This is a genomic window from Klebsiella sp., from assembly GCF_027492335.1.
GTDB classification, from domain to species: Bacteria; Pseudomonadota; Gammaproteobacteria; order Enterobacterales; family Enterobacteriaceae; genus Klebsiella; species Klebsiella huaxiensis.
Genome location: NZ_JAPUEW010000064.1, coordinates 1 through 12109, shown reverse-complemented (window position 1 = coordinate 12109; position 12109 = coordinate 1). Strand labels below are relative to the sequence as shown.

Below are 12109 nucleotides of genomic sequence, written 5' to 3'. Positions count from 1 at the left end.
TTATGTTTCGTTTTACCTTGGTTTTTGTCGCGCTCCTGACGGCGGGCTGTGTGTCTCTCGACCCGAACTATGAACGCCCGGCCGCGCCTGTTCCAGCCACTTTGCCTGGCAGCCACGGCGAGGCCACCGCGGTGGTCAGCGACTGGCAGCAGGTAGTGAATGACGCCCGCCTTAAAAAAGTGGTGAGCATCGCGCTGACCAGTAACCGCGACGTACAGAAAGCGCTGGCCGATATCGAAGCCGCGCGCGCCCAGCTTGGCGAAACGCGTGCCGCGCTGTTTCCGACTCTCGACGCCGAGCTAAGCCACACCCGTAGCAAAACGGTCGCCAGCGGCCTCACGTCGTCATCGGAAGCCGATGGCGCGGTCTCCAGCTTCGAGCTGGATCTGTTTGGTAAGAATCAAAGCCTGACACGCGCGGCGAGAGAAACCTGGCTTGCCAGCGAATTCACCGCCCAGAATACGCGCCTGACGATGATTGCCGACCTGACCACCGCCTGGGTAACGCTTGCGGCGGATAACAGCAATTTGGCGCTGGCTCAGGAAACCATGGCCAGTGCGGAGAACTCGCGCAAAATTGTCACTCGCCAGATGGAGGTCGGTACCGCCTCGGCAAGCGACCTGAGCGATGCCGAAAGCGTTTACCAGCAGGCGCGCGCCAGCGTCGCCAGCTACCGTACGCTGGTGGCACAGGATAAAAATGCGCTCAACCTGCTGGCCGGGGAAACCGTACCGGATAGCCTGCTGCCCGGCACCCTGGAAAGCCTCGGCGATCGCAGTATCACCCTGGTTCCGGCGGGCGTTTCTTCATCGGTCCTGCTGCGTCGCCCGGATATCCAGGAAGCAGAGCATAATCTGAAAAGCGCTAACGCTGATATCGGCGCGGCACGGGCCAACTTCTTCCCATCCATCTCGCTGACCGCCAGCGCCGGAGTCGGCAGCGATTCGCTCTCTTCGCTGTTCAGCCACGGCATGCAAGTATGGTCATTCGCGCCGTCCATCAGCCTGCCGCTGTTTACCGGCGGCAGCAACCTGGCGCAGTTGCGTTATGCTGAAGCGGAGAAAAAGGGGCTCATTGCCACCTATGAGAAGACGATTCAAAGCGCCTTCAAGGATGTCGCCGACGCGCTGGCGCGACGGGAAACGCTTAGTGAGCAGCTGGATGCGCAGAATAAATATGTCGCGGCGGAGCAGAAATCGTTGAATATTGCGATGAAGAGCTATCAGGCCGGGGTAGGGGATTATCTGTCGGTGCTGACCGCCCAGCGCACGCTGTGGTCGGCGCAGGCTACGCTTATTTCCCTCCAGCAAACGGACCTGGAAAACCGTATCACCCTCTGGCAGTCGCTGGGAGGTGGCGCCAGCTAATGCTTTTACCGGGCGGCAACGCCCGGCATTCTGACAAGGAGCCTGTTTGTATGTCCCGAATTTCTCTTTCCTGGGTAGTGGTTCTCGGTTTGCTCAGCGCCATTGGGCCGCTGTGTACCGACTTCTATCTGCCCGCGCTGCCGGAAATCACCCAGCAGCTAAACGCCACCGGCACGCAGACCCAGCTATCGCTGACCGCAGCGCTGATAGGCCTCGGCCTTGGACAGCTGTTTTTTGGCCCGCTAAGCGACCGGATTGGCCGAAAAAAGCCGCTGGCGCTCTCCCTGTTGCTGTTTATCTTCTCCTCGGTGATGTGTGCGATAACCTACGACATTCACATGCTGATCGCCTGGCGCTTTCTGCAGGGCTTCGCCGGAGCAGGCGGCTCGGTGCTGTCGCGCTCCATCGCCCGCGACCGCTATCAGGGCACCCTGCTGACCCAGTTTTTCGCCCTGCTGATGACCGTTAACGGTATCGCGCCGGTACTTTCGCCGGTGCTCGGCGGCTGGATCATTACCGCTTTTGACTGGCGCATCTTGTTCTGGGCGATGGCGGCGATCGGCGTGGTATTACTGTTGCTCAGCCTGACGGTACTACACGAAACACTACCAGCAAAAAGCGCAAACTCGGTTACGCAGCAGCAGGACGATATCCCGGTGCTGAAAAACCGCCGCTTTATGCGCTACTGCCTGATTCAGGCCTTTATGATGGCTGGGCTGTTCTCTTATATCGGCTCCTCCTCATTCGTTATTCAGAGCGAGTACGCCATGAGCGCAATGCAGTTCAGCCTGCTGTTTGGCCTTAACGGCATCGGACTGATTATTGCGGCGTTGATCTTTTCCCGCCTGGCGCGCCGCTTCAGCGCGGAAGGTCTGCTGCGCGGCGGCCAGCTGCTGGCGGTGGCGTTCGCCGTCATCACCCTGCTGTTCGCCTGGCTACAGCTGCCGACGCTGGCGCTGGTCGGTCTGTTCTTTACCGTCTCGATGATGAGCGGCATCAGCACTGTCGCCGGTGCGGAAGCGATGAATGCGATTAGCGCCCGCCAGTCCGGCACTGCATCGGCGCTGATGGGCACGCTGATGTTTGTGTTCGGCGGTATCGCCGCACCGCTGGCCGGCCTCGGCGGCGAAACGATGTTGAAAATGAGCCTCGCGATGACCCTTTGCTATCTGGCGGCCCTGCTGATTGGCCTGAAAAAACCACGCTCCATCGAGTAAAATTTTCTGGTGGTAATAAAAAATTCCAATTTTATTACCGCCATATTTCCCGCTACGACTGAAATCTCTTATTATTCATTCAACATCAATCGTGATAGTCTTCACATGAAAGGAATAATTAATTCCTTATACTGCCTGCCACTGTGAATAATGAGGTTCCTATGACTATCGACCTGAGCAAACTGCTGACCGAGCGTCGCAACGCCAATAGCGCCAATATTGATACCCTCTCCACCGAAGAGATGCTGACGGTGATTAACCAGGAAGACCAGCAGGTGGCTCACGCTATCACCCCTTATCTGGCACAGATTGCCCAGGTGGTGGATAAAGTCGCGGCGGCGCTGCAGGCGGGAGGACGGCTGATTTACATTGGCGCTGGCACATCTGGTCGTCTGGGGATCCTTGATGCCAGCGAATGTCCGCCGACCTTCGGCACTCGCCCGGAGCAGGTGGTGGGCATTATCGCTGGCGGCCATAAAGCGATTCTGAGCGCCGTGGAGAACGTCGAAGATAACAAAGCGCAAGGCGCGATGGACCTGCAGAACCTTAACTTTAGCAGCCGCGATGTACTGGTCGGCCTGGCCGCCAGCGGGCGCACCCCGTACGTGATTGGCGCGATGGAATATGCCCGCAGCCAGAGCGCTTTTGTCGCTATCGTTAGCTGCAACCCACATGGCGAAATGGCTCAACTGGCTGATGTTGCCATTACGCCGGTGGTCGGCCCGGAAGTCGTCACCGGTTCAAGCCGTCTGAAGGCCGGTACCGCGCAGAAGCTGGTACTGAATATGATTTCCACCGGGGCAATGATCCGCATCGGCAAGGTCTACAGCAACTTGATGGTGGACGTTGAAGCGACCAACGCCAAGCTTATTGAGCGCCAGGTTTCTATCGTCATGGAGGCCACCGAATGTGACCGCGCGACGGCGCAAAGCGCGCTGGATGCCTGCGGTCGCCACTGCAAAACGGCGATTGTGATGGTGCTGGCTGATTTAAGCGCCGCAGAAGCCCAGGCGCTGCTGGCAAAAAATAATGGCTATATCCGCAAGGCGTTGAGCCACTCCTGACCGCTGACTAACAAGGTAATCTGCAATGGCAAAAATAAATAAAGAGATGATAGCGCGGATCCTTCACCATGTTGGCGGGGCTGGAAATGTCGCGCAGGCGGGCAACTGTATGACCCGGCTGCGCCTGACCCTGCGCGATGAGTCGCGGGCCGATAGCGCCGCTATCCGCCAGATTGAAGGCGTGATGGGGGTTATTGTCAGCGATGAGCAGTTCCAGGTCGTCCTTGGGCCCGGCAAGGCGCAAACCGCGGCGGAAATGATGAACGCGTTACTGGAAGACGCCCCAGCGGATGCGCCATCGCTGGCCGATGTCGCCGCCGAGAAGAAACAGGCGCTGAAGAGTAAGCAAACCAGTGGTGTACAGAAGTTTCTCGCCAAATTCGCCACCATTTTTACTCCGCTAATCCCCGGCTTTATTGCCGTCGGCCTGCTGCTGGGGTTTGCGACCCTGGCGGAGCAGATATTTGTACTGGAAAACGCCCATCCGAACGCCACGGTGGTGGCGCTGATCGGCTATATGAAGGTGTTCAGCAAGGGAATGTTTACTTTTCTGAGCATCCTGATTGGCTATAACGCCCAGAAGGCGTTCGGCGGTTCCGGAGTCAACGGAGCCATCATCGCTGCGCTGTTTGTTCTCGGCTATAACCCCGAGGCGACCAGCGGATTCTATTCCGGGATCACCACCTTCTTCGGCCACGGTATCGATCCGCGTGGCAATATTATCGGCGTGCTGATCGCCTCGATTATTGGCGCATGGGTGGAAAGACAAGTGCGCCGGGTGATGCCCGCAAACCTCGATATGATCCTCACTTCAGCCGTAACGCTGCTGATTATGGGCGCGGTAACCTTTATCGTGATTATGCCGATCGGCGGCTGGCTGTTTACCGGAATGTCGTGGTTGTTTCTGCACCTTAACGGCAACCCGTTCGGCTCTGCGGTGCTGGCCGGTCTGTTCCTGCTGGCGGTGATGTTCGGCGTGCATCAGGGCTTTGTGCCGGTCTATTTCGCCCTGGTGGATGCGCAAGGATTTAACTCGCTGTTCCCGATTCTGGCGATGGCCGGAGCCGGGCAGGTGGGTGCAGCGCTGGCGCTGTTCTGGCGGGCGAAGCACGGCTCTCTGCTGCGTACTCAGATTAAAGGGGCGATTATTCCTGGCTTCCTCGGTATCGGCGAACCGCTGATTTACGGTGTGACGCTACCGCGTATGAAGCCGTTTATCACTGCCTGCCTCGGCGGTGCCTGCGGCGGTTTCTTCCTCGGCCTGATTGCATGGCTGGGCCTGCCGGTTGGCCTCAATACGGTGTTTGGCCCCTCCGGGCTGGTGGCGCTGCCGCTAATGACCTCCGGCAGCGGAATTTACGCCGGAATGGCGGTATATGCTGCCGGGTTGGCGGTCTCTTATCTTTGTGGATTCGCCCTGACCTGGCTGTTTGGCAGTAAAAACGTCGATTTGAGCTAAGATGAAGGTCTGATGTGCAAGTATCGAACGACATTTAACCCGTCTGATGGCGGGTTAAATTTGCTGGCAGAGTGTATCCCGTAACCATTGCACGGTGGCGCTGCGCTTACCGGGCCTACACGTTCCCTGTGGTTTATTAACGCTGCAAACCCGGCTTTTAACCAGCAAACCAAATGGCCTACTACCATTTCCTGCCCCGCCGCGCGGACGCGCTCATGTTATGATGCCGCTTTTGCGATATTTCACTTGAGGGAAAGATGGGCTCCAGCAAAAAAGGGATGCTGAACGTACTAATAGCCGCCGTGCTGTGGGGCAGTTCCGGCGTCTGTGCGCAATATATTATGCAGCAAAGTCAGATGTCATCGCCGTTTCTGACCATGACGCGCCTGCTGTTCGCGGGTCTGATTCTTCTGATGCTCTCGTTCGTTCATGGCGACAAAATATTTCGCGTTCTGCAAAACCGAAAAGATGCGATTAGCCTGCTGATCTTCTCGCTGTTCGGCGCGCTCACCGTGCAGTACACCTTCCTGATGACTATCGAGAAATCCAACGCCGCTACCGCGACGGTGCTGCAGTTCCTGTCGCCGACGATTATTGTCGCCTGGTTTGCCATCGCCCGTAAAACGCGCCCCAGTCCGCTGGTGCTGGCGGCTATCGGCACCTCGCTGGCGGGCACTTTCCTGCTGGTCACCCACGGCAACCCGACGACGCTGTCGATTTCCCCCGCAGCGCTGTTCTGGGGGATTGCTTCAGCGTTTGCCGCCGCCTTCTACACCACTTATCCTTCAACGCTGATTGCCCGCTACGGCACGCTGCCGATCGTCGGCTGGAGCATGCTGCTCGGCGGTGCCATGCTGCTGCCGTTCTACGCCGGACAGGGCAACCATTTTGTGGTTAACGGTAGTCTGCTGCTGGCCTTTTTCTACCTGGTGGTTATCGGCACATCGCTGACCTTTAGCCTCTACCTGAACGGCGCGCAGAAGATTGGCGGCGCAAAGGCGGGAATTCTCAGCTGCGCGGAACCGCTGAGCAGCGCCCTGCTTTCTCTACTGCTGCTCGGCATCACCTTTACCCTGCCGGACTGGCTGGGCACGCTGCTGATTCTCTCGTCGGTCGTGCTGATCGCCATGGATTCGCGGCGTAGGGTTAAAACGGCCTGATGATTATCTGGCTGAAGATGCTGCGACCTGAGTTTGCAGCATCTTCATATCATCATCTGATAGCTGACAAACAACCCTTACCAGCTCGTGCTCGAACCCCTGCTCCAGAAATAATCAGGCAATACGTAATGCTTCTTCTTGTCTCCCTTCCTGCCGCAATCTTTCTGCAATCGTCATCAGTTTCGCCTTATGTTGAGGAACGCGTTGTGCAGCCTCGTGAAGAAATTCAGTAAAACGAGGCGCTCGCCGCACTGCAGCATGTAATTAAACAGCGCTTTCATCTGGCTGTTATTAGCGCAACCTTTAACCAACAGCTCGGCTAATCGTTCCACCAGCCCAAGTAACTCGCGATGGCGGATATGCTTTTGGATCAGTTCCAGCAGCGCTACGTGCCGGTGCTGCATGATTTCGTCATCCGGCACTACGGTAGTTGCATCGGCAAACTCATCCAGCCAGTACGTCGGAATAGCTGGCGCGTAAATACGCCGCGCACCTGCGCATAAACGACTTTGCTTGCCGGTTCGAGATATAACGCTCGGGAGCTGAAACCGATGCATTTTTGCGGAAACCTGGGCGCAAAATTGATACCCAGGGAATGCGTCTATAGTTAGAGGAACGCTTTAATAAAAATAAGGATATCCATGATGAAAAGAATAAGTATTGCGCTGTCGTTGGCTACCTGGCTGGCGCTACCTGCCGTAGCAACAGCCGCACCGCTCTCCGGACTGAAGTTTGAGCAACAAAAGCAGCAGATAGTGAAGGATGTGAGGAAAAACTGCCCTGCCAGCAGCGGCATGGCGGATACGATATTTGCCAATCGCGTGCTGGAGTCACCAGAAAATAAAGTCGCTGTGCAAAGCGCAGCGCGAGCGTTGGATAAAAACAACGATGCCGCCTATCAGAAAGCGATTAGCGGCATTCAGTGCCCGACGCAGTAGCGCCCGCGGCAAAGCGTTTCGTGTAATTAGCGGTTCGGAATAATCAAATCTCCGCGTAGCGGGCTGCTGCCGAGCATTTGCGTCTTTTCGGTCAGCCAGTTGACTATCCGGCTGGCCATGGCGTCCATTGAATATTCAATCGCCGGAATCGTCGGAATACCGGGCAGCTGTAACGAGCCCGCAAGGCTGAACACCATGACTTTTTCCGGCACCGCACGATTGAATGCCTGGAGCTGCGGGACCACCAGCTGCGCCTGCTGCTCGTTTGCCACCAGCAAGGCGTTGAAATTCAGCGTGGTTGCGTTGTTTACCAACTCCTGCACCGCCACGGAAGGCGAATGGCTGTCGAGAAAGATCAGGTTGCGATTAAACGGCAGGAAACTCTTTTCCAGAGCGTGCTTGTAGCCAAGCAGCACCTGATCGGCAAAACCGCTGCCCTGCGGATGGATCAGCGCAATCTGTCGCCGCCCCTGGCTTATCAAATAGTTACAGGCTGTTTCCGCCGCAAAGGCATGGTCAAAATGAATGCTGTTCACACCTTCGCTTTCCAGGCAGTCAATCAGCACCACGTCAGGCCGGTCGATATTTAGCGGAAACCGTGCGCCAATAATCAATACATCATCGCAAAGGCCGCAGGTCAGCTCTTCCAGTGAATGCATCACCCTGCCACGGGAATTTGCGAAACGCAGCAGCAGATGTTTCTGGTGCTGGCTGAGCTGTTTTTCCAGGGCATAGAGGTAGCTAGTGGTTTGATTAATATTGTCCTGAGCGCAAATCACGCCAATGCAGCCGGTGGTTTGACTAAGCAAAGATTGCGCAATCATATTTGGCCGATAGTTAAGTTCTTCCGCCGCTTGTAACACCGCCTGTCGGCTGGCTTCCTTCACCCCGCGCGAACCGCTCAATACCCGAGAGACAGTGGCTTTCGATACCCCAGCTAAGCGTGATACATCATTGATTGTAGACATCATTTTCCCCTGACAGGGCCAGTCCGATCCCTGCAAATCCCTGGACCTGAATCGCTTCAATAATAACCATGTGCAGTATATCTGTTTCCGTTTTTATTTGGAAACCGATTCTCCGTTTCATGGAAGAACGTAGCAAAAACCACAGGAATATGTGAGCCAAATCTAATTAATCAGCCCTATGGCTGACAGATCTTGACGGTTATCACAGTTCTGTTTTTTATAAATGGAAACCGGTTTCCGTCTGATATCAAATCATCCACGCAATAACTTTTTACATTTTGAGGATGGTCGTCGATGTACAAGATTATGCTGTGCTGCTCTGCCGGGATGTCCACCAGTATGCTGGTCAGAAAGATGGTCGATGTCGCAAAGGAACGTAACCTGCCGGTGCAGATTGATGCTTATGGTGTTTCCGAATTTGACATACAGTTTCCACAGTACCAGGTGGTGCTTCTTGGCCCCCAGGTGAAATACATGCTGAAAACTTTATCTGAGAAAGCCGCTTCCCTGAATATTCCAGTCCAGCCAATTAACACCATGGATTACGGAATGCAGCGGGGAGATAACGTCCTGGATTATGCTCTGTCGCTGATAGAAGCGGCGCATTAAGAGGTGTGCAAATGAGTTCTCTGTATCAGTCCATGATTGCCGTGATCGAGCAATCAATTACACCGCTGGCAGGACGCCTTGGGCAGCAGAAATACGTTATCGCTATTCGCGATGGCTTCACTGCCGCATTGCCGTTTATGATCATCGGCTCATTCATGCTGGTATTTATCTTTCCTCCTTTTTCACCGGATACCACTAACGGTTTCGCCCGCGGCTGGCTGGATTTCTCTCAGCAATATCGCGAGCAGCTGATGTTACCGTTTAACCTTAGCATGGGGGTGATGACGTTCTTTATCTCTGTAGGTATTGGCGCCAGCCTGGGACGCCAGTTCCAGCTCGACCCGGTGATGTCCGGTCTGCTGGCGTTTATGGCCTTTTTACTGGTTGCCGCGCCGTATGCTGATGGCAAAATCTCCACCCAGTACCTCTCCGGCCAGGGCATTTTTACCGCCTTGATCACTGCTATCTACTCCACCCGCGTTTACGCCTGGCTGAAGCAGAACAACATTACGATTCGCCTGCCGAAAGAGGTGCCAACCGGCGTTGCGCGCTCGTTTGAAATCCTTATCCCGGTGCTGGTGGTGATCGCAACCCTGCATCCGCTGAACCTGTTTATCGAAGCGCAGACCGGTATGATCCTACCGCAGGCAATTATGCACCTGCTGGAGCCGCTGGTTTCCGCCTCTGACTCACTGCCGGCGATTCTGCTTTCCGTCCTGATGTGCCAGATTTTCTGGTTCGCCGGGATCCACGGTTCGCTGATTGTCACCGGCATTATGAACCCGTTCTGGATGGCCAATCTGTCGGCAAACCAGGCAGCGCTGGCGGCTGGTGCGGCTCTGCCTCACGTCTATCTGCAAGGTTTCTGGGACCACTACCTGCTAATCGGCGGCGTCGGTTCCACGCTCCCGCTGGCGTTCCTGCTGCTGCGTAGCCGTGTGGCCCACCTGCGCACCATCGGCAAAATGGGCGTCGTACCCAGCTTCTTTAATATCAACGAGCCGATTCTGTTCGGCGCGCCGATTATTATGAACCCGATGATGTTTATCCCGTTTGTCTTTGTGCCGATGATCAACGCCGTGCTGGCTTACGGCGCGACGCGTCTCGGCTGGCTGAGCCAGGTCGTTTCCCTGACCCCATGGACAACGCCAGCTCCCATTGGCGCATCGTGGGCTGCCAACTGGACCTTAAGCCCGGTGGTCATGTGCGTGATTTGTATGGTGATGTCGGCGGTTATCTATCTGCCGTTCCTGCGCGCTTATGAACGCTCCTTAATGAAAACTGAAGTTGAAAAAGCAAAAAACGCAACACCGGTTGCTGAAACCGTCAGCTAATAATTAAACGAATATATTTTTAAAATGACAGCGTAAATAATACAGGAAAAGGACTTTCACCACATTATTTAAATAATAAAGTTAATGATCTCAGGACATAACATGATTGAATTAGAGGATGCGGTAATGGAAATTATCGTCAACGCGGGACAGTCACGCTCATTATGTTTTGAAGCGCTTCATTGTGCCCGTACCGGTAATATAGATGAAGCGCGGTTGCTCCTTAATGAGGCTGATGGTTATGCCCGCAGGGCGCATCAGATGCAGACCCAGCTTATCGAGCAGGATGCGGGCGAAGCGCGCCAGCCGATGACGCTGATTATGGTGCATGCCCAGGATCATCTGATGAATTCTCTGCTGGCTCGTGAATTTTCAGAAGAGATTATTCATCTGTATCAACGTTAATATATAACTCAGTCGTACCCTATATTAAGTAAAACCAGCTTATCCTGGCGGGATAGCTATTATCTGAATATATGAATTATTAAAAGCGAGATAATTATGAAAACTGTGAAAATGCTGCCATTAGCCATGGCGGTCGTCGCCGCGCTGTGCCCAATTTCCGTATTAGCACAAGATTTTACTCAGGAACAAATTGACGCCATTGTGGCTAAAGCCGTCGATAAAGCGCTGGCTGACCGTCAGGCTAAAATGGACGCTGCCGCCGCGAAAAAGGTGGATCTGGAGACCAACCCACAAACCGCCGCGCAATCGCCGGACATGGCGGTGCCGTTCGGCCTGAAGTTCAGCGGCTACGCGCGCTACGGTGCACACTTCCAGACCGGCGATCAGAAATACGTCGGCGTGGACGGCTCCTATAACGGCGCCTCAGCGATTGGTCGTCTTGGCAACGAAGGCAACGGCGGCGAGTTCCAGTTGACCAAGGCCTTTAAGAGCAGCAAGGGCGCTATCTGGGATATCAACGTCATGTTCGATCACTGGAGTGATGAAGTTAACCTGAAAAAAGCCTACGTTGGCGTCACCAACGTGCTGGAGTCCAACCCTAACGCCTATATCTGGGCGGGTCGTGATTTCCACCAGCGTCCGCAACAGGGGATCAACGACTACTTCTGGATGAACCATGACGGTCAGGGCGCCGGGGTGAAAAACTTCGATATCGGCGGCGTACAGTTCGACGTAGCGGCGGTATCGCAGGTGAAATCCTGTAGCCCGGAAGTGATGGCCGATGAGTCCAACCCATCACGCATCACCTGTACCGGTAACTCCGACACTGGCGATAACGGTCATTATGCGCTGACCACCAAAACCCATAACATCAAAGCCGGTCCGATTGACGTTGAGGTTTATGCCAACTACGGTTTTGATTCCAAAGCGGTGGATAACGACGAGCAGCTCGATGCGTGGCAGGGCGGCCTGCTATTAAGCCATACCAATAGCGACGACAGCGGCGTGAACAAGGTTATCCTGCGCTACTCCGATAACTCGGATAACAGCGTTTACAACAAAACGGACGGGTTGACCGCTATCTACGCCAGCTTCGAAGGCAACTATAAGTTTACCCAGCAGGCGCAGATCGAATATCTGCTGGCCTTCCACGACTATGACAACAGTAAAGACAATACCGACAACCGTAAAAACTACGGCGCGATTGTCCGTCCAATGTACTTCTGGAACGATGTGCATTCGACCTGGCTGGAAGCAGGCTACCAGCGTGTTGATTACGATCAGGGCGGAGACAACCATGGATGGAAGCTGACGCTGTCGCAGAACATTGCGATCGGTATGGGGCCAGAGTTCCGCCCAATGCTGCGCTTCTACGTAACCGGAGGCCAGGTAGATAACAAGCGTACCGCGAAAGTTAACGGTACCAAAGACGAACAGTTGGATTCACTTAACCTCGGCGGCATGTTTGAAGCGTGGTTCTAAGCGATTGAAGCAGTCCCGGGTCATGGCATGAATGCCTGACCCGGCGACTTATTCCCGGAGGCGATGCTACGCATCTGTCCGGGCTACCAAACCGCTGACGGCTGTG

Annotated in this window: 11 protein-coding genes and 1 pseudogene; 10 read left to right on the top strand and 2 right to left on the bottom strand. The window is 55.0% G+C overall.

What is annotated here, in order from left to right; translation table 11 throughout:
* Positions 1-2: 2 nt before the first annotated feature.
* From QVF11_RS19010 to QVF11_RS18990, 5 genes are all read left to right on the top strand, one after another.
* On the top strand, positions 3-1367 hold the full coding sequence (locus QVF11_RS19010) for an efflux transporter outer membrane subunit (RefSeq protein ID WP_287858706.1): 1365 nt from the start codon (positions 3-5) through the stop codon (positions 1365-1367).
* 50 nt (positions 1368-1417) lie between these two features.
* Positions 1418-2584 (top strand): multidrug effflux MFS transporter, encoded by a 1167-nt coding sequence (locus QVF11_RS19005; RefSeq protein WP_287858705.1) that lies wholly within the window; start codon positions 1418-1420, stop codon positions 2582-2584.
* A 161-nt stretch (positions 2585-2745) separates the two neighbouring features.
* Positions 2746-3648 carry an N-acetylmuramic acid 6-phosphate etherase gene (gene murQ / locus QVF11_RS19000; protein ID WP_287858703.1) on the top strand — a complete coding sequence of 301 codons (903 nt, stop codon included), beginning with the start codon at positions 2746-2748 and terminating at the stop codon, positions 3646-3648.
* A gap of 25 nt (positions 3649-3673) precedes the next feature.
* Positions 3674-5107 carry a PTS N-acetylmuramic acid transporter subunit IIBC gene (gene murP, locus QVF11_RS18995; protein ID WP_142513477.1) on the top strand — a complete coding sequence of 478 codons (1434 nt, stop codon included), beginning with the start codon at positions 3674-3676 and terminating at the stop codon, positions 5105-5107.
* 257 nt (positions 5108-5364) lie between these two features.
* A complete protein-coding gene (locus QVF11_RS18990; protein ID WP_180349548.1) occupies positions 5365-6267 on the top strand; it encodes a carboxylate/amino acid/amine transporter in 903 nt (300 codons plus the stop codon).
* 3 nt (positions 6268-6270) lie between these two features.
* Here QVF11_RS18990 and QVF11_RS18985 read toward each other — a convergent pair.
* A pseudogene (locus QVF11_RS18985) lies at positions 6271-6758 on the bottom strand (Rpn family recombination-promoting nuclease/putative transposase); the annotation flags it as partial.
* A gap of 150 nt (positions 6759-6908) precedes the next feature.
* Here QVF11_RS18985 and QVF11_RS18980 point away from each other — a divergent pair.
* Complete coding sequence (locus tag QVF11_RS18980; protein WP_227015972.1) at positions 6909-7205, top strand: YicS family protein; 297 nt, start codon at positions 6909-6911, stop codon at positions 7203-7205.
* Positions 7206-7231: 26 nt separating this feature from the next.
* On the opposite strand, the gene QVF11_RS18975 is transcribed toward QVF11_RS18980, so the two are convergent.
* On the bottom strand, positions 7232-8173 hold the full coding sequence (locus tag QVF11_RS18975; RefSeq protein ID WP_112215654.1) for a LacI family DNA-binding transcriptional regulator: 942 nt from the start codon (positions 8171-8173) through the stop codon (positions 7232-7234).
* A 294-nt stretch (positions 8174-8467) separates the two neighbouring features.
* Between QVF11_RS18975 and QVF11_RS18970 the strand changes: the two genes are divergently transcribed.
* The 4 genes from QVF11_RS18970 (at position 8468) to QVF11_RS18955 (ending at position 12003) form a co-directional block, all read left to right on the top strand.
* Positions 8468-8782: a PTS sugar transporter subunit IIB gene (locus tag QVF11_RS18970; protein WP_287858700.1), complete on the top strand. Its 315-nt coding sequence runs from the start codon at positions 8468-8470 to the stop codon at positions 8780-8782.
* Positions 8783-8793: 11 nt separating this feature from the next.
* Positions 8794-10116: a PTS sugar transporter subunit IIC gene (locus QVF11_RS18965; protein ID WP_112215655.1), complete on the top strand. Its 1323-nt coding sequence runs from the start codon at positions 8794-8796 to the stop codon at positions 10114-10116.
* A 102-nt stretch (positions 10117-10218) separates the two neighbouring features.
* Positions 10219-10521 carry a PTS lactose/cellobiose transporter subunit IIA gene (locus tag QVF11_RS18960; protein ID WP_112215656.1) on the top strand — a complete coding sequence of 101 codons (303 nt, stop codon included), beginning with the start codon at positions 10219-10221 and terminating at the stop codon, positions 10519-10521.
* Positions 10522-10617: 96 nt separating this feature from the next.
* Positions 10618-12003, top strand: coding sequence for a carbohydrate porin (locus QVF11_RS18955; protein WP_287858699.1), 1386 nt, complete (start codon positions 10618-10620; stop codon positions 12001-12003).
* Positions 12004-12109: the final 106 nt, after the last annotated feature.

Coding starts and splice junctions, on each gene's coding strand:
- QVF11_RS19010 (WP_287858706.1), top strand. CDS start 3: ATGTTTCGTTTTACCTTGGTTTTTGTCGCGCTCCTGACGGCGGGCTGT.
- QVF11_RS19005 (WP_287858705.1), top strand. CDS start 1,418: ATGTCCCGAATTTCTCTTTCCTGGGTAGTGGTTCTCGGTTTGCTCAGC.
- murQ (WP_287858703.1), top strand. CDS start 2,746: ATGACTATCGACCTGAGCAAACTGCTGACCGAGCGTCGCAACGCCAAT.
- murP (WP_142513477.1), top strand. CDS start 3,674: ATGGCAAAAATAAATAAAGAGATGATAGCGCGGATCCTTCACCATGTT.
- QVF11_RS18990 (WP_180349548.1), top strand. CDS start 5,365: ATGGGCTCCAGCAAAAAAGGGATGCTGAACGTACTAATAGCCGCCGTG.
- QVF11_RS18980 (WP_227015972.1), top strand. CDS start 6,909: ATGATGAAAAGAATAAGTATTGCGCTGTCGTTGGCTACCTGGCTGGCG.
- QVF11_RS18975 (WP_112215654.1), bottom strand. CDS start 8,173: ATGTCTACAATCAATGATGTATCACGCTTAGCTGGGGTATCGAAAGCC.
- QVF11_RS18970 (WP_287858700.1), top strand. CDS start 8,468: ATGTACAAGATTATGCTGTGCTGCTCTGCCGGGATGTCCACCAGTATG.
- QVF11_RS18965 (WP_112215655.1), top strand. CDS start 8,794: ATGAGTTCTCTGTATCAGTCCATGATTGCCGTGATCGAGCAATCAATT.
- QVF11_RS18960 (WP_112215656.1), top strand. CDS start 10,219: ATGATTGAATTAGAGGATGCGGTAATGGAAATTATCGTCAACGCGGGA.
- QVF11_RS18955 (WP_287858699.1), top strand. CDS start 10,618: ATGAAAACTGTGAAAATGCTGCCATTAGCCATGGCGGTCGTCGCCGCG.